Here is a 21,860-nt window from a genome sequence, read left to right on the forward strand (position 1 = left end):
GAAAAATAGGGCGTTTCGGCTTTTAGAAGTTAGTTTGACCGAACCGAATTCTGTACGGTTTTTCCCCCTTGTCTTCTTTCCTTCCTTGTCCTCCTTGTCTTGTCCCAACCATAAAATAAAAAACCTACACCTGTCAGGGGGCTGGGGGTGAGGGGTTGAGCTTAAGTTGACACCAATGCACGTCAGTGCGCCCCTACGGTTGCCGTAATTCTATTTAATCAAATTTCGTGTATCAATCTACTGTACTTTATTACAGCGCTTTGCGCTCTCCATAAAGTACAGTAGATCAAAGTCCCCCTTTTTAAGGGGGATTTAGGGGGATCGACAATGTACCGCATAGCAGCGCAAACTGCTGTATAATTACGAATGCGATACCCGAATAGGTGGGTTAAAGAAAGAATCAGCAATCCTATCATTTGTAGAGACGTTCCATAGAAAGTCTCTACTGGGACGCCGTTCCCGAAACCTGACAATTGACTGAATTTTGCCAACCGTCGTGAGGCATTCCATTAGGAACATCAGCCGTCAACACCACATTTCCTTCCGCATCAATAATCCAACCTTGGGCTTCGATAATCTGTTTGGGAGGATAAGAATTAGGAGAATTATTACCGTCTGCTTGTTTTTCTATTTCCTCATATTGTTCCCTGGCTATCACCGTGCCAAAATCATCTTGTACCAAATCAGGACTGAATAAATCCGTTGGGTTTTCAGGTAAACCACCTCGTCCAGTGACAGTAAATTGACTCTGACGATTACTAGCTGCACAGGTTCGGTTAATTTGTCCAGAGGGATCAACCAAAGTGCTGGGGAGTTGAGTCAGTCCGCGACTGGGATCTAAAGATACATCGAGTATAATTTCACCAGAATTGCCAAACTGAGAACTAGCATCAATATCATTAGTGCGATTTCCCTCAATAGCTGGACGTTCTTCAATGCCGAAAATGCCTTCACCTGTAATGGTAATCCGACCCCCATCACCCCGTTCAGCGCTAGCAATAATATCACTGCCGTTAACACCTTCTGGGGGTAGGGCTAACAGAAAAATGGTGGTAATGTCAATATTACCGCCATTGGCATCACCAGAGGCTTTGGCAGAAATTAGGCTTTCATTGGTCATCAGTAAGGTGTCTAAGTTTTGTAGGCTAATATTTGCCCCGCCTTCTACACCACTGATTCCAGTTTCTGCGGTGAGTTGACCTTGGTCTAACTGTAGGGAGTTTGCCTTAATCGTTAGATTTCCGGCTTGTCCAGAGGGACTACTTACGGTTACTGATGCCTCATTATGGACTGACATCTGAGTTGTTTTAACGGTTAAGTTACCTGCTGTTCCACCTTGACTGGCTTCAACCCATAGACCACCTACTCCATGTAAGTCTACAGATTCAGTCGTATTGATGCTTAAACTTCCGGCTGTACCCTTTTGAGTTGATGCTGAAATCAGACTGTTGTTCACGGTTAAGGTGTTTAAGCCTTCTAGGGTAATATTTTCACTAACACCGGATATGTTGGAGGCTGATAGCTGCGAGTCTTCACTTAAGTTTAACTGTTGGCTATTGAGCGTCAAACCCCCAGCTTTACCGCCTTCAGATGTGGCTGCAACGGATAGGCGACTGTTGTTGAGAAATACCGACTCAACCGGATTTTCTCCTACATTAATCCTGACACTTCCGGCTGTTCCTGTTCGGGTGGATGCTGAAATTTCACTATTATTGTTGACTCTTAAAGTATCCAGACCTTCTAAAACAATACCCTGACTCCCAGTAGAGACATTAGATGCCAATATCTGTGAATCATTTTCCAGGTATAACTGTGGGGTACTAATAGTTACGCCTCCAGCAGCAGCCGCTCCTGTAGACTGGGCAACCACACGTCCCTGATTTCTTAGCTGCAAAGATTCTCTGGCATTGATAGTGAGATTACCGCCTGTCCCCTCTGGATGGGGAGAAGCGGTGGAGGCGGATACAGAAGCATCATCAGCAACGGTTAACCTTTGGGTTTCAATCGTCAGGTTGCCTGCAACACCGTTACCAAAGGTTGCTACTGAGAATACACCATTATCGGTGACGAGGATAGAAGACGCTTTTAGGCTGAGTTGACCGCCATTACCTGTGGCACTGTCTGTGACTATGGCATTTATACTACTGGGATTCCTGTTTGGGTCAGTGCCAATCACTTCAATCTTTTCTGTCGCCGTTACAGTTAAATCTCCAGCATCGCCTATGCCACCAGTCAAGGCGGATAAAGTAGCACCATCAACAATACGCAAGCCCTGAGTCGAGATGGTCACATCTCCCCCTTTTCCTGTGGCATTAGGTGCGACATCGGCAAACAAACTACTGGGATTTCCATTTATGGGGGTTGTGCCAACTAACTCAATCTCACTCGCATTGACGTTTAACTCACCCCCATCCCCTGTACCGAAGGTTGCCACAGATATTTGACCTCCCTTGCTCAGTGATAATTCTGCTGTTTCCAGAGTCAAATTCCCACCCCTGCCTGTGGCTTCTGGATTAACTTGCACCGTGATACTACTCGAATTCTCTTGGGGGTCAGACCCAATTACTTCAATTCGGTCAGTGGCTACTACTCGTAACTCCCCAGCATTTCCTTTGCCAAATGTGGTAGCGGATAAAGTAGCACCGTCAACAATACGCAAACCTTGGGTAGAAATAGTTATATCTCCCCCTTTTCCTGTGGCATTAGGTTCGACAGTGGCAAACACACCACCAGGACTCCCATTGATGGGGTTATCGCCAATTAATTCAATCTGGGTAGCATTGACATTTAACTGACCCCCATCCCCTGTGCCGAGGGTTGCCACAGATATTTGACCCCCTTGGCTGACCAATAGTTCTGCTGTCTCCAGGGTTAAATTCCCACCCTTGCCTGTGGCTTCTGGTTCAACTTGCGCCCGGATACTACTGGCATTCTCTTGGCGGTCAGACCCAATTACTTCAATTCGGTCAGTGGCTACTACTCGTAACTCCCCAGCATTCCCTTTGCCAAATGTGGTGGTGTTCAAAGTAGCACCGTCAACAAGGCGCAAGCCCTGGGTATCGATGGTCATATCTCCCCCATTTCCTGTGGCATTAGCACCGACAGAGGCAAACAAGGCACTGGGACTCCCATTAATTGGGTTTGTGCCAATTAACTCAATCTCACTCGCATTGACGTTTAACTCACCCCCATCCCCTGTACCGAAGGTTGCCACAGATATTTGACCCCCTTGGCTGACCAATAGTTCTGCTGTCTCCAGGCTTAAATTCCCGCCCTTGCCTGTAGCATTAGCATTAACTTGTGCCCGGATACTACTGGAATTCTCTTGGCGGTCATACCCAATCACTTCAATTCGGTCAGTAGCTACTACCCGTAAATCCCCAGCATTCCCTTTGCCATAAGTGGTAGCGTCTAAAATAGCACCGTCAATAATTCCTAAGTCCTGGGTTTGCAGGATAACATCTCCTCCATTTCCTGTGGCATTAGCACCGACACTGGCAAACAAGCCACTGGATAAGCCATTTATGGGGTTTGTGCCAATTAACTCAATTCGGTCAGTAGCCACCACCCGTAACTCTCCTGCATTCCCTTTGCCAAATGTGGTGGCGTTTAAAATAGCACCATCAATGAGGCGCAAGCCTTGGGTAGAAATAGTCACATCTCCCCCATTTCCCGTGGCATTAGGTGCGACATAGGCAAACAAGCCACTGGATAAGCCATTTATGGGGTTTGTGCCAATTAACTCAATCTCAGCAGCATTAACGTTTAACTCACCCCCATTCCCTGTACCGAAGGTAGACACATCTATCTGACCCCCTTGGCTGACTAATAGTTCTCTACTCTCCAAGGTCAAATTCCCGCCCTTGCCTGTGGCATTAGGATTAACTCGCGCATCAATACGAGTGGAATTCCCGTCAAGGTCATACCCCATCACTTCAATGCGGTCAGTAGCAACCACCTTTAACTTCCCAGCATCCCCTTGTCCATAAGTGGTTGCGGATAAATTAGCACCGTCAATGAGACGCAAACCTTGGGTAGAAATAGTCACATCTCCCCCATTTCCTCTAGCATTAGAGCCAACTTGACCAAACAAGCCACTAGGACTCCCATCGATTGGGTCAGTGCCAATTAACTCAATTTGTGTAGCATTAACGTTTAACTCACCCCCATCCCCTGTACCAAAGGTAGACACCCCTATCTGACCCCCTTGGCTGACTAATAGTTCTCTACTCTCCAAGGTCAAATTTCCGCCCTTACCTGTGGCATTAGAATTAACTTGCGCTCGGATACTACTGGAATTCCCTTGGGGGTTAGACCCAATAACTTCAATGCGGTCAGTAGCAACCACCTGTAACTCCCCAGCATCTCCTTCTCCATACGTGGAGGCGGATAAAGCAGCACCGTCAATGAGGCGCAAGCCCTGGGTAGAAATAGTCAAATCTCCCCCATTTCCTCTGGCATTAGAACGGACATCGGCAAACAAACCACTGGGAATCCCATTGATGGGATTTGCGCCAATTAACTCAATCTGGGTAGCATTAACGTTTAACTCACCCCCATTCCCTGTACCGAAGGTAGACACAATCAGTTGAGAGCCATCGCGGACAAGCAACTCTCCGGTTTCCACAGTCAAATTACCCGCATCGCCTGCACCCAATGTAGCTGTTGAAACCACCGCTCCTTCTTTTAATAAAACTGACCCCGATTGGATACGAGTATCACCCCCCGCACCGACACCAGGGGTTTCACTAACGATAAAGCCACCTGTCAGAGAAACAATATCGTTGGCAATCAAAGTAATATTTCCTGCATTTCCAGAGGTGGAGGATGAGTCAATTTGGTTGGTGATCTTGATAGCGCCGCGAGAGTCGATAATTACTGAACCAGCGTTACCTGTAAAAACAAAGTCATTAGTCAAAATACTGCTAACTTCAATGTCTCCTGATAAAGAAGGATTGGGTTGATATTGATTAGTCAAAAAGACAACCCCATTGGCAGCATCTACAAAAACTTCGCCTATGGCAATATCTGCACTATCTGGAATATCATCAAAATTTCCACTAACATCAAAAAAATTGTTTCCTGTTAGTCCAATAGGACTACCAACCACATTGGGATCTAATCCTGCTCTCACATCCAACGTTGGCTGTACTTTCCCATTAATTGCCAGAACCGTACCATCGGAGAGGGTAACATTCTCCCTAATACCCTCGGTTGGATCAGTTGCGGTAATCGTCACTGTACCAATAGCTACCCATCCCCCAGCAAAAATGTGTAAGGATGCTCCTGTGTAGCGATTGAGCAACACATCGCCGAGGGCGCGAATAACTGGGTCTTCAGGGCTTGCCAAATCTCCCAAATTCCCATCTAACTGTTCAATGCGAAAATTGCCCCCACTCCAATAATGTGCATCTCCCCATACTGGGGAAGCACTTCGCAGCACCATATCCTCACCCGAAAACAAGCCACTATCGGGATGATTCAAGGTAAAAATATCAATGGTTTGATTTCCCTGAACTAGCAGGTTTCCTTCTGCTGATACAATAAATGGATGGGTGACACTATCCCGAATTGTTACTGTATCCTGGGCTTTTAAGGTTAAATCTCTCCCGGCGGATAACTGTCCCTGTAAATCCAAATTATCTGCCGCTAAGGTTAAATCTTGTCCGGCATTCAAATTCCCCGCATTCGTAATCCTTCCTCCCGGAGAATTTGCGCCATACTGTAATCCTGGTGTAATATTAATCGTCAATAATGGCGGTGCTTGGGGATTGGTGGCACTAAACTCACTGCCATCGGGAAAGGTAAAACTATTGGCGGTAGAGGCGACAAACGAACCGCTAACATCCAACCTCGCATTCTCGCCAAAAATAATGCCGTTGGGATTAATTAAAAACAGATTAGCCGTGCCATTTGCCCGAATCCACCCATCAATATCCGAGATATTAGCACCCGTTACCCGACCGAAAATATTCTCAATATCCAAGGCATTATTAAAGAATGCCTCACCCCCTATCTGCACGGAAAATTCTTCAAAACTATGAAACAGATTCACTCCCCGAACCGTTCCCCCTTCAATTAGGCAAACTGGACATCCCGTCACCTGAGAATTTACTGGAAGTGTATTATCGGGGACGATTTGAGCTGATGCTGTGGTAACATTTGTCCAAAAACTGAGAGCAATGCTGCTAATCAAAAAGGGGTTATTCAAGTGTTTCATGGTTATTTTGCCTTACGATTTTTGTTTTCCATGGCGGGGAAGATTATCTCAATTGAAATCTGCTATCTAACAGGGATTGATGTCCTATTTGCCTAAACTGATATCTCTCTTGAAAAGAATGCAGAAGGTAGAAGGAACAACAATTTTAATCCTGACTTAATATCAAAGGCGCATCGGTAATATCTTCTAAACCAGCCTGTTGCAATAAGTTTTGCCATGCCGATACCACCTCTGGATTATTGGGTTGAGTTTGACGAAGTGCCGCCAGATTGACTAGCGCGTCCTGCCAAATCCCAGCTTCAGCATATACTGCCACTTTATCCAAACCACTCACTTGGTCTAATGAACGTGTCAGCCTTGAATCCGGTGAGACACGGCGGATTAATCCCTCGACAAAGGGATCATTGGGATCACCGACTTGACAGGTCATTGACACTAACCATTTATAGTCCTTTCCTACATCCAATGGGAGCGTAGTTTCCGGTAAACTGATGCGATAAATTCCTGGAGTTTCTGTTAACTCTCTCCGGGCAGTTTCACCAACTTGCTGACCTTCCTCATCTTCTACTCTCAGTTCTAGGACATTAGCAGAGGTTTCAGGAACATAAACCAGAAACGTTGCTTTCTCTGATACAGTCAACTGAAAATTAATCGAAACCGGGGATGGATCTGATTGCTTAAACTCTGGGGTAACTAAAACCGAGGGTACGAGTACCGTGAGTAATTGAGAATTGGTAGCCTCTCCTGCAACAGGTTGATCCTGGGAACATTGTCCATCATTGCGCCTTCCTCCACCTGTGGTGATATCGGGTGCAGGTTGGTCTGGGTTTGGTTTAAAAATGACCCGTTTTGACTGAACGTGAGAGGGCGTTTGGGTCTGTGCCTGTGTTGCAATAAAGAAACTTGGAACTATCCCCAGTTCTAATAACACTGAGGCTGAAATAAGCGCAAGGTATCGAGGGAGTTGAGTCCAAACCATAATTATTTTCTGGTCACAAGTTATCAACAAACTCATCGCTTTGATTGAGCTTGTTTTTGGTGATGAATCATTAATGGTGTCAGGGCTGTATTAGTTATTTACATAACTATATTTCTCTCAAATAAGTTAATTTGAGAAATTCTTCAATTGATGGATTTGGTGAGGGGTCGATTCGTCCGGACAAAGGGGCGAAACTATTTCTAATGATAATTTAAGCTAAAACCCCCTTGACAGTCAAGGTTTCCACATTTAAATATCCTATAAGATCATGTCTAGCTGTATAAGCTGTAATTAAATTGGGTATTAGTAGCGAGCAAGATGCTCACACTACAAGGATTGCGCTATTATTGATATTAAGGTTTAAATGCCGAACAGCTTACCTTTTATACCTGTAGTTATTTAAATGGATTGTAAGATATAGAAATACACCCATTCTAAGCTGGATGGGTTTCCTTTCTACTCTTTTACTTGTCTCCCGTTTCACGTTCCAAAATAGGAGAATAATGCTACCGAAATTGATATACAGCACGGGTCAATTAACTTATAATATTAGCTTATTATAATCACCTCCTGGCATTGTTAACATGAAAAGATTTTTAAAGGTTCCTTCCAGATACATTGAGTTTTACTACAAAAGATTACATAGGTTGTAGTTGGGCTTGACCTAAGCTAACCCAACAGAATATAGGGATAAAGTTCCCTGACTACAAAGGCAATCAAAGCCAATTGCCCAGCAACACAAACGGTGTCCAATAATAAGGATGTCTAAATCTCGACTGCTGCAATAGCGCCACCTGAGCCTGACGCAACGCTTCCGCCTTGGTGACATCGGCTTGTGCCAATTCCTGATAAAATTTCACCATCAACATCGCCGTAGACTGGTCATCCACTGACCATAACGTCGCCAATGTACTCCGCGCCCCCGATCGCACAGCGACTCCCGCTATTCCCAACGCCGCACGCTGATCCCCTGCGGCGGTTTGACAGGCACTCAATACCAGCAATTCAATCGGTTGACGTTCCCTTTCCTCCCGCGCCTGGAGGACTTCTCCTAATTGTTTCACATTGACGCGATCATCCCACGCCAAAATAAAGGTATCTTCAGCATCAGAACTAAACTGCCCATGAGTGGCTAAATGAACCACCGGAAATGGCGCAGCGCTAATCTCTTCTTGCAACGCCGCGCTAGTAAACTGCTGATTCAGTAGCACCTGCGCCGGAATCTCCGCCTGAATCTGCTGTATCTCCGACTCCACACCAGGTAACGCTGGAAAGTTCTGTTTTGCCTCACTTAATCCCCCCACTAACACCTTAATTGGGGTACGGCTTAAGGGTTGAGGTTCCAGGATTTGTAGACTTGGAGTCAGGGCGACACTGTATTTTTCAATCAGATAGTTTTCACCATCATATAATGCTGCCATGGGCAGACTTTTCAGCGAACCATCTAAGGCAAATACTAAAGTTTTAATCTCAGACGCCGCTAACTCCGTCTCAATCGGTTGCACCAACCAATCGTACAATTGAGAAAACAGAGGTAATCGTTCGCGATCGCTCGCTACTCGTCGCAGAGAACGGCGGGTTTGAGCCAGAACCGTTTCTACTTCCGTCTCAGATATATTAGTCGCATAGTGTCGTAGCGGTTGATTCGCTATTGCCACAATCACCTCCAATCGATCCGGTAAAATAATCGGATAAATCACCGCCGCATTCGCATCAACTTGGTCAACGGGTTCTGGTTGCGCTGTCAAACAAGCCTCACGAAAGAAATTATCTAATTCGGCTAACTGTAGCGATTCAATCACCTCACGGGCTTGAACTAAATTCTCCTGGCTAACCGCTTTATTCCCCGGTTGCAATAGTAAACTAACAAGCTGGCGATAAATCGGTTCTACACTTTCTCGAAATGAGAACTGTAACTCCAAATTCGTCGCAACTAAATCATTGCGTAGGGAATTGAGAGAATGAATCGCTTCTTTATAAGCAGCAACAGCACTCTGGATAGCTGAATCATCGGCAATCCCTCGGTCTATCTGGGCTTTCAGCAGTCGCCCTAACTGCCATTGCCACAAATAAGCAATATCAGGAGAATTGACCGATTGTGCCAAAAGTAACGCCTGTTCTGTTAGCGTTTTCGCTTCAGACCATTGTTGAGTATACTCGTAAATCTGACCCAAATAACCCAAGCTGTATGATTCCGCTCGTTGATCGCCTAATTCCTTTGCTTGCTGAATTCCGATAGTCAGAATTTGAGCGACTGCTTGTGGATTCAGGGCGGGTTTAGTGTAGAGACGCGCCATGGCGCGTCTGTACAAGGGGGTTGTCTCTGTAAGGTTAGAAGTAAAACCTGCACCGACAATTGTGGATGGGGCGGGTTTAGTTACGTTAGCGGTTTTCTCTGAAAGGTTAGAAGTCAAACCCGCCCCTACAACCTCTGATTCATGACGCCATAGTTTCAGCAGGCTTTGGCTAAAATTAATTCGAGCATAAATACTGCTACGATTTATGGGTAAATTAGCAAATTTGGACTGTATTTTCTCAGCTAATGCTTCTGCATCTGTCCAGTTTTCTAGTTCTATCAATAAACGCAGTTGATTCAATTGTGCCTGTAGCGTTGTTGTTGGTGAAACAGAAGACGCGATCGCGCTTTGATAAAACTCAATTGCCGCCTTCAATTCTCCTTGACTATACGCCGTATTCCCTAAACTCAAAAACGCAGCCGTAATCCCTGAGGATAAGTCTAACTTTTGGGCAATCGCTAAACTTTCCTGCAACACTGTTTCAGATTCTTCCAAGTCACCCACCAAGCGCAACGTATCACCAAAACTCAATAATCCCGCCGCCTTTATCGACGAATCCGGCTGATTTTGCAACCGTTGATTCACTTGTTCTAAAGTCGCCCTAACTCGCGGATAAAACCCCAGAACTCGCAAGGCTTGCGCCTGATTCATCAAGCTACGCACCACCCCAGTTTCATCGCCCACCTGCTGATAGGTTTCTGTCGCCTCTTCCCACGTCTTCAGCGCCTGTTCCGGTTGTCCCTGTGCCAATTGCAGCTTCCCCTGGGTATTCAGCACCTGCGCCAAAACCGTCGTGCGATCGCGACTAGCCGTTTCAGTTTGCAAAAGGTGTAAACTCTTCTCGATTGCCTGATTCGCTGGCGTCCACTGTCCCAACTGCTGATAGGCGAGTGCTAAATTGCTCAGTACCATGGCTTGATTCAGGGAATCCCCAAGACTTGCAAAGAGATCGGCTGCCTGTTGCCAAGCGGTTACAGCGGCAGCAAATTCCCCCGACTGATACCGTTTTTTACCCACTTGCACCAATTCAGCCCCATCGGGGAGAGAAACCTGAACCACGGAAGTATCGGGAATTGCCGCATTCACCTCCAGGATTCCCATTCGGCTGGGGAAATCTTGCCACGCCAATGCAACCGTCAACACCGTAGTCAAACCGACTAAGCCTAGATACTTGAGGAACTGCCTGAATCGTTTTCCTGTAGCACTCATTGGACTATCTGAAATGGAACTATAGCCGTGAATCCAACTTCAGGATACTCCGCTTCCTTGAAAAGGGGGAGAATTCAAAGCCTCTCTCCTCGCAGGAGAGAGGTTTGGAGAGAGGTTCTCCATAAGCTCAGTCAATCCCAAACCCTCCGGATAGAGGAAGAGCGATCGCGGGAAATAAATACAAGACCCACATATCGCCTAATTTTGAAATTTAAGCGATAATGTGGGTTTTACTCAGGGTTCAGCAGGGTGCATCTGCTGTGGCTGGCAGGGTGCATCTGCTTTTCTTAGTTTGCCTGTTCCAGCGCGGTTTTAGGTGTAGCTATGATAAAGATGGTTTGAAGAGTTTGTGAAGCATGGGGGGATGGGGGAGATGGGGGAGATGGGGAAGATAGGGGTGATAGGGGTGATAGGGGGAGATGGGGAAGCTGGGGAAGCTGGGGAAGCTGGGGGAGATAGGGGAGATAGGGGGATGGGTTATTGATAGAAGACTGATTTCCCGGTAATTTCTATATAAAAATATCTAGGTGTAAGCGAGTGAATCACATTCCCCCTATTGATCTGGCACGACAGTATAAACACATTGAAAACCAAGTCAGTGTAGCTGTTCAGGAGATTCTCACCTCCGGACGTTACGTTGGTGGGCTTGCGGTTCAAGGCTTTGAGGAGCAATTTGCGGCGTACATGAATACCAGCGAATGTGTCGCCTGTAACTCCGGCACAGACGCTTTGTATCTGGCACTGCGAGCCTTACAGATTGGACAAGGGGATGAGGTGATTACCACGCCCTTCACGTTTATCGCCACGGCGGAAGTGATTACCCGGGTGGGGGCGACACCTATTTTTGTGGACATTGATCCCCATACCTTTAATCTTGACGTTAATCAGATTGCGGCGGCGATTACCCCGAAAACGAAGGCGATTCTACCCGTTCATTTGTTTGGACAGCCTGTGGATATGACGGCGATTATGGACATCGCTCAGGCGCAGGGTTTAGCTGTCATTGAAGACTGCGCTCAAGCAACGGGGGCGGAATGGGCAGGACAAAAGGTGGGAAGTATTGGGCATATTGGCTGCTTTAGCTTCTTTCCCACCAAGAATTTAGGGGCTTGTGGGGATGGTGGTGCTGTGATTACCAATGACCCAACCCTAGCGACTACAATCAGAATGTTGCGGGAACATGGAATGCGCGATCGCTACCACCACGAAGCGACAGGGATCAATAGCCGTTTAGATGCACTACAAGCGACCATTTTACAAATCAAATTAGGTTATCTCGATCAATGGAATCAAGCACGCTCTCAGATCGCTGATCGGTATCACCAGTTATTACAACCTCTTCCAGAAATCGTCTTACCTCAAGAAACTTTAGGAAGCCATGCTGTCTGGAATCAGTACACAATTCGTCTAACTCAAGATAGCCGCAGCAGTGACTATCGAGATCACATCCGCCAAAATCTGCAACAGATGGGCATTATTTCGATGGTTTATTACCCTCTACCGTTGCATTTGCAGTCGGTTTATCAGAGCTTAGGGTATCAATTGGGTGATTTTCCAGTTGTTGAGCAAGTGTGTCACCAAGTTTTGTCTCTACCTATATTTCCCGAATTGTCCTTCTCAGAACAGCAGCAGGTTATCTATGGTTTAAAAGATTGCTTGATCAGTGCGGCTGAATGACTCATGGGACAGTAGGTTTAGATAGTATCGTGTCCCTAGGAATGCAATCGCCCGTTGGCACAAAATGCGATCGCACTGTAAAACTAATTTAAATGAGATTATTGAGGAGAGGGCGACCCGAGTCAATTATAGCAACCGCCATAGCGGTTAGGACACATCATTTATGTAGAGACGCGCCATGGCGCGTCTCTACAATGGTGCCGAAAGTCCTAATCGATGTGTCTACTGCTATAAGTAGACGCTTTGTCAATTAGTGCAAGCGGGTCGCCCCTACAGGGATTCGGTCGCCTTGCGCCCAGGGAACAGGTGTTTCTCTTATCTATAACGGGCGCGATTTCCGCCAAGGGCGCGATCGCTCTCCTCTCGATTCATATATTATTAATTTTGTCAATATAATCTGAATAGAAATTTTGGGTAACAGAGGTTGGCATACTACCCATTGTCAACGGTGTCACCTTTACCCAAGGAGAACGTGAAAACTGATAAGCTGTCATGCATTTAAATTGGGAATGGGTAGCGAGCAAGATGCTCGCACTACAAGGCTTTCGCCATTATTGACATTAAGGTTTAAATGCCGAACAGCTTACCATCTTCTATAGCCTGTTTAAAGAGTTCCCCAGTATCTTCTTTGAACTGATTAACCAATCCACAGAACAAGCCGCCACCTACCAATTCACCTCCCGTGAAATCAAACAACTCTCATTTCGAGTTGATGGTTTATTTTTACCCAAGAACGAAGCCTCAAACCAACCCTTCTACCTAGTCGAAGTTCAGTATTGATTTAATCGAAACAATCATCGTTTACAAATTACCACAAAAAAGCCGTCAGGAGATAGAAGCCATGTTAGGGTTAAGTGAACTCAAACAAACCAAAGTGTATCAGGAAGCCAAGCAAGAAGGGTTAACAGAAGGCAGGCAGGAAGGGTTAGAAGAAGGTGAACTCAAAGCCAAGTTAACCGCCATCCCGCGTATGCTCCAGTTTGGGTTAAGCTTGGAGCAAATCGCTCAGTTGCAAGATTTGCCAGTAGACGTTGTCCAACATACGTCCCACTTATTCCATAAGCAAAATGTTGCGGCTTTTGTTGAACTGTTACATCATCAACGCTCACTTTTTTCCCCACAAGACTTAGCGGAATTGGCTTTTTTGATTCAACCGTTACCCGATAAAATAGAAGACTTATCATGCGCTATCGCCCAGTGGTGCAAGCAGGAGGGACATGCTGCACAGCTAATGGCTTGGCGTCAAATCCGATCAGGCTTATTGAGTGCGATGGTAGAGAAGCTCTTGGGGAGGAATTCTGATACTCAGGAAACTCCATCGGTTTCCGTGAACAAAGCCATGGTGCAGAATGCGATTGAGTCAGGAGAGTCATTTGAGTGAGCGATCGCGCCACCACATCCACCTAGGGCAGTAGATTTAGATATTACTGTGTCCCTAGGAATATGATCGCCCGTTGGTGGTTTAAAAGATTGCGTGATCAGTGCGACTCGATAACCGTCGCTATCTCCACGTATTCGCGCAGGATAAACCCGTTATCGTAGTCTGGCGTGACGAGTTAAGTCACAATAAAAAATATCAGCCACCCGGTCAACGGATTAATTTTGTGCGAGTTGTTCTCGTCTACCTCACCCATATTGGTGGATTGTTGACCATCTGTTTCTTGATTCACAGATGGATACCGACTCTCAGGGAACCCCTCTGGGCGACTCTATTCTTGGTGCTGATGGTGGCAGAATGGAATCTGAGCAAAGGGCAAATTGTAGAGCCGAATCCCCCATTCCCTGTCGTCAAACAAATTTGGTATCGCAGTTGCTGGCATTTGGGTTTTGTGCTAGCCGGACTCAGTTATGTCTTGCTAGCCGATGAGATCTTTATTGACCTATTTTTTGTTCCCGCTTCTATGCCACCTTGGGGAATCTTATGGCTGTTAACCCCGTTAAGCTTAACCGACATTGCCAGCCGCAGTACGCGATCGCGCCAAGGCAACAAAGAGGCTAATTCCTTTCCCCGAGAGTCATTCAACGATTCCCTGATTAATCCGTGGTCATCGGTAGACAACACTGAGTTAGACTCAGATTCTACTCCCAATCAGGAGCTAAACTCAAGGCAAATCCAAGTATTTTGGTGGAGTGCGATCGCCTTATTTCTCGTCCAAGGGCTAACCCTATTCCAACCGGATATCAGTCTCATCGGTTTGGGTGTCGCTACTTTCGTGATGTTCATCAATAGCTGCTATCTCAAGCAACCCTTAGCCGCCGCGATCGCGATTGGATTTAGCCTAAGTTTTGGTGCAGTATATCTGGGACAAGGCATTGCCGAATTACCCCCAGTGTCTTCTGCTGATTGGTATTGGGTGGGCGCGATCGCAATTTTCGGATTATGGCTGCTACGTGCTGGCTTAACGCCCCAGTCTAGCAGGCTAGCTCAATTGTACGCTCAAGCCTGCGATCGCTGGGCAATTGCTTTGTCCACTACGGAACTAGGACTACTGACGCTGCAAAGCGCCAATATGTATCTAGAATTCATTCCATCCAGTTGGCAGTACCTGACTGCATCAATGCTCATTGGTGCTGCTATTCTTTACCGATATTGGCATTCTTTTCCCAAATTCAGTATTTACGGCATTAGTTGGGCAATAGAATTGACAATAGCTAATGCGATTGTACTGCTTAATGGTTCATCCTTAATCCTCGGTGCTGCGAACATTATCCTGGCTTATGTAACACTAATTCTCAACCGTTGGTGGTTTGCTCGTTTAGGTGGGGAAGACGGGGAGCATGTAGAGACGTACCCTGGCACGTCTGAAATACGGGAAGGAAATTGGCGGGATGTATTGGAATCTTTACCCTTAGTTTATGCCCTGATTGGCATTAATTTGCGCTTTTCTTATTTCACCCCCTATACAGGGTTGCTCACCCTAGGTGCGGCTTTAACAGGCATTATCCTAGGGCGTCGCCGTCTTCAAGGGAAAGGCATCACCTATCTTTTCCTAGTAGGTATTTCCCTTGCCTGGTACGAGTTGGTAATTTATTCTCTGATTGGCATTAGTTTACGCTTTTTTTATTTCACCCCCTATACGGGATTGCTCACCTTAGGTGCGGCGTTAATCGGTATCAGCGTAGCGTATCACCGTACTCAAGCCAAAGGTATTATCTATCTTTCTCTGGCAGGTATTTCCCTGGCTTGGTATGAACTTGTGATTTATCAGATACTGCAAAGCGATGGGGGAAATCCTGGGAATGGCTTGATTATTTTAGCGTTAGTCACGGCTGTACTCTGCGGTATTTATCGTTCACTCACCTGGTTTTTGCGGTCGCGCGATCAGGCTACATTTTTCCATATCAGCGTCACCCAAATCGAAATTACCGCCCACATTCATTGGGGAATGGGTAGTGTCTTGATGGTTATAGCGGCTGGGATGTCTGTGGGAACCTCCCCTAACCTGATGGAATTCGTTGGACTTATCCTCAGTTTGATCCTCGCTAGTTATGCGTTTTTCCAAGGAAATTTACGAATTCAACAACGCCAGTTTTCGTCCCCATCTCCCCCATCTCCCTCATCTTCCTCATCTTCCCCATCTCCCTCATCTTCCCCATTTTTCCCCAAGTCTCACATCTGGATATACGCCGGATTAACCGAGGTTGTTGCCATTGGTATTTATGCGCGTTTGATATGGACACAGTTAAGCCTATTTGATCCCTGGCGAGCTATAATTGCAAGTCTATTCGCGATCGCTGTTTATCAAACGTCCTGGTGGCGGTGGGGATGGAATGATCAGCCTTGGCAAAGATACGCCACGATATTGCCTCTTTTGAGCATTTTAATCAATCCTCAAACCCTCTCTTCTTTTAATTTATTGGTTCTTGCAGGTTTTTATTCCTGGGTCACCAATCGCCAATCTAATTTACGTTGGACATACTTAAGTTTATTTTTTATCGATTGGGCAATTTGGCGTGTTTTGCAAAGCCAGCAGGTTACTGAACCCTTAGCCTATGCTGCCGTGATTGGTTATTTTTTCCTCTACATCGCCCAAATTGATCCAGAATTAAGATTACCGCAAAAACGGAATTGGCGTCACTACATCCGCTTACTGGGTAGCGGCATAATCTGTTTGGTAGCGTTAGGGTTTCATCAAGACGTTGGACTCATTCCGGGAATTATTAGTCTGATTGCTATTGTGGCTGGATTAGGACTGCAAGTCCGGGCATTTTTAATGGTTGGAACGGTCACATTTATTTTTACAGTATTCTACCAGTTAGTCTATTTGGGTTTTCGCTACCCATTCTCTAAGTGGATTATGCTCATAATTGCTGGCATTATTTTTATCAGCATAACCGCTAACATTGTCAAGCGACGTGAGCCAATTCTTGACCTTGTTCAAGATTGGATCGATCAATGGCGAGAATGGGAGTAGACTAGGTGGGGACAATTAAAGTTAACGCCAGAGATCGTCATAACAGCTTATAATTCCTCAGTACCCCTCCAGATGTCTCTGTCGTGATTGCAATTTATCCAGGCAGCTTCGATCCGATCACTCTAGGACACCTCGATATCATTGAGCGTAGCTGTAAGCTCTTTGAGACTGTCATTGTTGCCGTACTCCGCAACCCGAGTAAATCGCCATTGTTTACAATACAAGAGCGAGTACAACAGATTCGCGGCTGTACCCAGCATCTCTCGAATGTCGAAATCGATAGCTTCACAGGTTTGACTGTGGACTATGCCAAACTCAAGAATGCTCAAGTCTTACTGCGGGGACTACGGGTGCTGTCAGACTTTGAGAAGGAACTCCAGATGGCGCATACCAATCAAACCCTCTGGGATGAAATAGAAACCGTTTTTCTCGCCACGTCTAACGAGTACAGTTTTTTAAGTAGTAGCGTAGTGAAAGAGATTGCCAAATTTGGCGGATCTGTTAACCATCTTGTTCCCCCCCAGGTTGCCCTAGATATTTGCCGATGTTACGCCCAGAGTCATCCCGCATCGAACCCAACCAACTCCCAGAACCCAACCCCCCAGAGAAACGCCTTTCCTCTGGAACCCCCGATGTAGATATCCAGCGAGAACTCACTAAGCTAGAGGAGATGCTGTTTGATAGCCCACACATCCCCTTGACCAAGTACACGTTGATTGATGAAGAAGCGTTCTTAACCCAATTGGATGTAGTGCGGGCGAGTCTACCAGAGGCGTTTGAAAAATCTCAAAAGATTGTTCAGCAAGGGGAAGATATTCTCCTACAAGCGGAAGACTATGCCCAAGAAATCCTAGAAGCCGCTGAACGACAAGCTCAACAGATTCTGGATGACATGGGGATTGTGCAACAAGCAGAACTGGAAGCCAAGCAAATCCGGCAACGGGTTCAGCAAGAGTGTGAAACGCTGCAAGAACAAACCCGGACTGACATTGAACAGATGCGCCGCCAAGCCCAGCAGGAATTGGCACAACTGCGCCAACTCGCACTCGAAGAATGCGAAGACATTCAAAACGGTGCGGATGATTATGCTGATTCTGTACTCAATAGTATCGAGCAACAGCTTACTGACATGCTGAGGGTGATTCGCAATGGACGTCAGCAACTTTACCAGGATGTACCACCCGGACAACCGCAAGATAAAGACGGGATTGGCGGATCTGGGTCTCGTTCATCCTCAGCGTCACCGAAAAAGAAGGGTGGGTAAGGGTTGAGGGTTGCCCCTCTTCCCGTTCCTAAGAACCTTGATGTAGACGAATAAAATTATCATGGAGACTGACCAACCCGTCACCATAGATAACTTTGATTTATGGACTTATTCATACTCGAATCAGGTAAAAGGTTGAATGTAGCCAAATCTTCGTCATTGGAGCAACGACTACTAATAATTCTCCATCTGGACTAAACTGAAGTCCGGGCAAACTAAATGTTTCCGGAACTGTGTAGTCAACTTAGCGGGGCGGTTGGAAACCGCAGCTATACAAACAAAACCCACCTGCGTGGGTTAAAATGTAAGTTCGTTCTAAACGACATCGATTGATGAAACCTAGTCAACCGATACATTGGCACAGACAAGAAGTAAGGTGCGATCGCGAACGTCTTGAATTCGGGTTAACCTATTTGGCGGTAATGATTTAGATGATTTTTCTTTGCCAATACTAGCCCAAAGCTGGGAAATGATTAGGACAAGTAATTTTGTTGATGAAGGGATACCGCTACGGATTTTTTACCCAATCAAACGGTCAATGGAACTCAACTGACTCTATAGGCGCACATTTTTTTCAATTCTAATTCTATTTTTTAGATAATCAGAAAAACGCGGCTTTTGTCAACTCCGTATTTCGGTAAGTACCTAGACATACATTCTGTCCGTTGTACTAATAAATGTTAACAAGCATTAAATCCTTACCTTTCCCCGTTTTCTGCCCGTGAGTTTCCCAATCTCAACTATCAACCTTAATCTTGTCCGATGACTTAAGTTTCTCACCCAAATGGGTGACCTAGAAGCATGAAGTCAGAAAATTTGCCGTCATATCCGGATAGAACTATCACACTATACTAGGATAAATAGTAGTTTAGTGTGATGGTATGAAGGCAAGATACCAATTCCGCATTTATCCCACTCCTGGTCAGCGTCAGTCCTTGACGCGGCTATTTGGGTGTGTGCGGGTTGTATGGAACGATGCCTTAGCCTTGTGCCAGCAGTCAGACAAACTGCCTAAAAATAGCGAACTACAAAAGATATGCATCACCCAAGCTAAGAAAACTGAACAGAGGGAATGGTTGGGACAGGTATCAGCTATCCCTCTCCAGCAGTCGGTCGCAGACTTAGGGGTTGCATTCAAGAACTTTTTCTCATCCCGATTAGGTGAGCGTAAATGTAAAAAGTTTAACCCTCCACGGTTTAAGCGGAAAACCAATCGCCAAACCGCACGATTCACCAGGGGTGGGTTTAAGATCAAAGCAGCTAAAGTCTACCTGGCTAAGATTGGAGAAGTTAAAACCATAAGGTCGCGTCCCCTACCATCTAAACCTAGTTCAGTCACGGTAATCAAGGATTGTGCTGGCAGATACTTTCTCAGCTTTGTGGTTGAGGTAGAACCGGAGATTAGACCTGCTAAGAACCCATCTATCGGAATAGACCTAGGATTGAAAACCTTTGCCTCATGCAGCAATGGTGAGAAAATTGATAGTCCAGATTATTCCCTACTCTACCATAAGCTGAAGCGTTGCCAACGGCGGTTAGCTAAACGGAAAAAGGGAAGCAAACGTCGTGAACATATGCGGGTTAAGGTTGCTAAACTCAATGCCCGGATAAGGGATAAACGTAAGGACTTCCTGCATAAGTTATCCACCAAGGTGGTAGATGAGAACCAAATCACCGCTTTGGAGGATTTGAATGTTGGCGGTATGCTGAAAAACCGCAAGTTAGCACGTGCAATTAGCCAAGCTGGATGGCATGAGTTCCGGTCAATGTGCGAAGCTAAAGCCAACAAGTACAACCGGGATTTTAGGGTGATTAGCCGATGGGAACCCACTAGCCAGATCTGTTCGGAATGTGGTTATCGATGGGGAAAAATAGATCTATCGGTTAGGACAATTGTCTGTGTAAACTGCGGAACTGAACATGACCGGGATGATAACGCCTCGGTCAACATAGAGCGAGTCGGGGTAGGGCATACCCACGACTATAAACGGACAGGGAGTGCGTGTAAGACCTCTTTGAAGGCAGTGCGTGATGAGCTGTCAACCCAACGAGAGTACGTGCAGTTAAAAACTGTTCGACTGGTAGGAAATCCCCCGCGCTTCAGCCGGGGGAGGATGTCAAACGTTCAATTACATTCTGACGAGAGATATATGACACAACCAAGCTTCGGAGTCATCGGTTTAGCTGTGATGGGAGAAAACCTAGCGCTCAATGTGGAAAGTCGCGGGTTTCCAGTGGCGGTGTATAACCGGACTAGCTCAAAAACGGAAGAGTTTATGGCAAAGCGTGCCTCGGATAAAAATGTCACCGCCGCCTATTCCCTGGAAGAGTTTGTCAAAACCTTGGCACGTCCCCGCAAAATCCTGGTTATGGTTAAAGCGGGCAAACCCGTTGATATTGTCATCGATCAACTTAAACCTCTGCTCGAACCGGGCGATATGATTATCGATGGCGGGAACTCCCTCTACGAAGAAACCGAACGCCGCACCAAAGACTTAGAAGCCACGGGACTCGGCTTTGTCGGGATGGGGGTCAGTGGTGGCGAAGAAGGAGCGCTCCATGGTCCTAGCTTGATGCCAGGAGGCACGGATACGGCGTATCAAGAGTTAGAACCGATTTTGACCAAAATCGCTGCTCAGGTGGATGATGGACCCTGTGTCACCTACATTGGTCCTGGGGGTGCAGGTCATTATGTGAAGATGGTGCATAACGGGATTGAGTATGGCGATATGCAGCTCATTGCCGAAGCTTATGATTTGCTCAAACATGGCTTAGGATTGGATCACAAGCAGCTTCATCAGGTGTTTTCCGAATGGAATACAACCGATGAGCTAAATTCCTTTTTAATTGAAATTACGGCGGATATCTTCAAGTACATTGACCCGGATACGAATCAGCCGTTGGTTGATTTGATTTTGGATTCTGCCGGACAAAAGGGAACTGGACGCTGGACGGTGGTTAGTTCTCTGGAATTGGGTGTCCCGATTCCCACGATTTATGCAGCGGTGAATGCGCGGGTGATTTCGTCTTATAAACAGGAACGAGTCGCGGCGGCGAAGGAGCTGATCGGGACGACGGGCAACTATGAGGGAGATAGCCAAGCGTTTATCAATAAAGTCCGTGATGCGCTTTATTGCTCAAAAATGTGTTCCTATGCTCAAGGAATGGCATTGTTGGGTAAGGCTTCGGAGGAGTTTAATTACAACCTGAATTTGGCAGAAACTGCCCGGATTTGGAAAGGGGGTTGTATTATTCGGGCAGGATTCCTGGATAAGATTAAAAATGCCTTCAATGAGAATCCGAAACTGCCGAATTTATTGTTAGCGCCAGAGTTTAAGCAAACGATTCTGGATCGCCAGGATGCATGGCGGGAGGTGCTAGTAGCTTCTAATCAGTTGGGAATCCCGGTTCCAGCGTTTAGTGCGTCATTAGATTACTTCGACAGCTATCGGCGCGATCGCTTACCGCAAAACCTGACCCAAGCCCAGCGCGACTACTTTGGCGCTCATACTTATGAGCGAACCGATAAGGAAGGGGTTTTCCATACCGAATGGGCGCAGTCATAGAGATATGATCCGCGTCGGTTAAAACTGACAGCTTGCACCATTTTTAGTCAGCGCCGACAGCCGCCCGGAGCCCGGAGTTCAAACTCCGGGCTAATAGCTTAAGTCCATTAAAATGGACTACTCCCTTCTCACAATATAATTAGGGCTTGCTGCACAAGATTGACTTTGCCATGAATTGGAACGACATAGGTAGGGGTATTGCTACCCCTAAACCTATCTCAGAAGACACTTAT

Annotated in this window: 11 protein-coding genes and 1 pseudogene; 8 read left to right on the top strand and 4 right to left on the bottom strand. The window is 46.2% G+C overall.

The features are described 5' to 3' along the window. Window positions 1-442 precede the first annotated feature (442 nt). The 3 genes from RH949_RS06530 to RH949_RS06540 form a co-directional block, all read right to left on the bottom strand. Complete coding sequence (locus RH949_RS06530; RefSeq protein ID WP_446352294.1) at window positions 443-6,220, bottom strand: two-partner secretion domain-containing protein; 5,778 nt, start codon at window positions 6,218-6,220, stop codon at window positions 443-445. A gap of 145 nt (window positions 6,221-6,365) precedes the next feature. Continuing rightward, the gene (locus RH949_RS06535) at window positions 6,366-7,199 is read right to left on the bottom strand and encodes a DUF928 domain-containing protein (protein ID WP_006102594.1); all 834 of its coding nucleotides are present in this window, start codon (window positions 7,197-7,199) and stop codon (window positions 6,366-6,368) included. A gap of 716 nt (window positions 7,200-7,915) precedes the next feature. Next, window positions 7,916-10,705: a CHAT domain-containing protein gene (locus RH949_RS06540; RefSeq protein WP_446352295.1), complete on the bottom strand. Its 2,790-nt coding sequence runs from the start codon at window positions 10,703-10,705 to the stop codon at window positions 7,916-7,918. A 537-nt stretch (window positions 10,706-11,242) separates the two neighbouring features. On the opposite strand from RH949_RS06540, the gene RH949_RS06545 reads away from it, so the two are divergent. Beyond that, on the top strand, window positions 11,243-12,382 hold the full coding sequence (locus tag RH949_RS06545) for a DegT/DnrJ/EryC1/StrS family aminotransferase (RefSeq protein ID WP_446352296.1): 1,140 nt from the start codon (window positions 11,243-11,245) through the stop codon (window positions 12,380-12,382). A gap of 567 nt (window positions 12,383-12,949) precedes the next feature. On the opposite strand, the gene RH949_RS06550 is transcribed toward RH949_RS06545, so the two are convergent. Next, entirely contained in the window at window positions 12,950-13,078 is a 129-nt protein-coding gene (locus tag RH949_RS06550) for a hypothetical protein (RefSeq protein ID WP_446352297.1), read from the bottom strand. Here RH949_RS06550 and RH949_RS06555 point away from each other — a divergent pair. From RH949_RS06555 to gndA, 7 genes and pseudogenes are all read left to right on the top strand, one after another. Further along, the gene (locus RH949_RS06555) at window positions 13,019-13,162 is read left to right on the top strand and encodes a DUF2887 domain-containing protein (protein WP_446352316.1); all 144 of its coding nucleotides are present in this window, start codon (window positions 13,019-13,021) and stop codon (window positions 13,160-13,162) included. The two genes, RH949_RS06550 and RH949_RS06555, sit on opposite strands and share 60 nt — an antisense overlap. 16 nt (window positions 13,163-13,178) lie before the next feature. Beyond that, entirely contained in the window at window positions 13,179-13,763 is a 585-nt protein-coding gene (locus RH949_RS06560) for an Rpn family recombination-promoting nuclease/putative transposase (protein ID WP_446352317.1), read from the top strand. Between the two features lie 100 nt (window positions 13,764-13,863). Then, entirely contained in the window at window positions 13,864-16,797 is a 2,934-nt protein-coding gene (locus RH949_RS06565) for a hypothetical protein (protein WP_446352298.1), read from the top strand. Between the two features lie 83 nt (window positions 16,798-16,880). Further along, a complete protein-coding gene (coaD, locus tag RH949_RS06570; protein WP_006102623.1) occupies window positions 16,881-17,435 on the top strand; it encodes a pantetheine-phosphate adenylyltransferase in 555 nt (184 codons plus the stop codon). Further along, the gene (locus RH949_RS06575; protein WP_044208624.1) at window positions 17,342-18,061 is read left to right on the top strand and encodes an ATP synthase F0 subunit B; all 720 of its coding nucleotides are present in this window, start codon (window positions 17,342-17,344) and stop codon (window positions 18,059-18,061) included. Before coaD ends, RH949_RS06575 begins: the two co-directional genes overlap by 94 nt. An 881-nt stretch (window positions 18,062-18,942) precedes the next feature. Further along, window positions 18,943-20,007 (top strand): annotated as a pseudogene (locus RH949_RS06580) (RNA-guided endonuclease InsQ/TnpB family protein); the annotation flags it as partial. 204 nt (window positions 20,008-20,211) lie between these two features. Continuing rightward, window positions 20,212-21,627 carry an NADP-dependent phosphogluconate dehydrogenase gene (gene gndA, locus RH949_RS06585; protein WP_446352318.1) on the top strand — a complete coding sequence of 472 codons (1,416 nt, stop codon included), beginning with the start codon at window positions 20,212-20,214 and terminating at the stop codon, window positions 21,625-21,627. The last annotated feature ends 233 nt before the right edge of the window (window positions 21,628-21,860 follow it).

Source organism: Coleofasciculus sp. A1-SPW-01 (genome assembly GCF_040217205.1).
In the GTDB taxonomy this organism is placed as follows: Bacteria; Cyanobacteriota; Cyanobacteriia; order Cyanobacteriales; family Coleofasciculaceae; genus Coleofasciculus; species Coleofasciculus chthonoplastes_A.

Bases quoted from the DNA above. Each gene is read 5' to 3' on its own strand.
- RH949_RS06530 (WP_446352294.1), bottom strand. From the start codon at position 6,220: ATGAAACACTTGAATAACCCCTTTTTGATTAGCAGCATTGCTCTCAGT.
- RH949_RS06535 (WP_006102594.1), bottom strand. From the start codon at position 7,199: ATGGTTTGGACTCAACTCCCTCGATACCTTGCGCTTATTTCAGCCTCA.
- RH949_RS06540 (WP_446352295.1), bottom strand. From the start codon at position 10,705: ATGAGTGCTACAGGAAAACGATTCAGGCAGTTCCTCAAGTATCTAGGC.
- RH949_RS06575 (WP_044208624.1), top strand. From the start codon at position 17,342: ATGTTACGCCCAGAGTCATCCCGCATCGAACCCAACCAACTCCCAGAA.
- gndA (WP_446352318.1), top strand. From the start codon at position 20,212: ATGACACAACCAAGCTTCGGAGTCATCGGTTTAGCTGTGATGGGAGAA.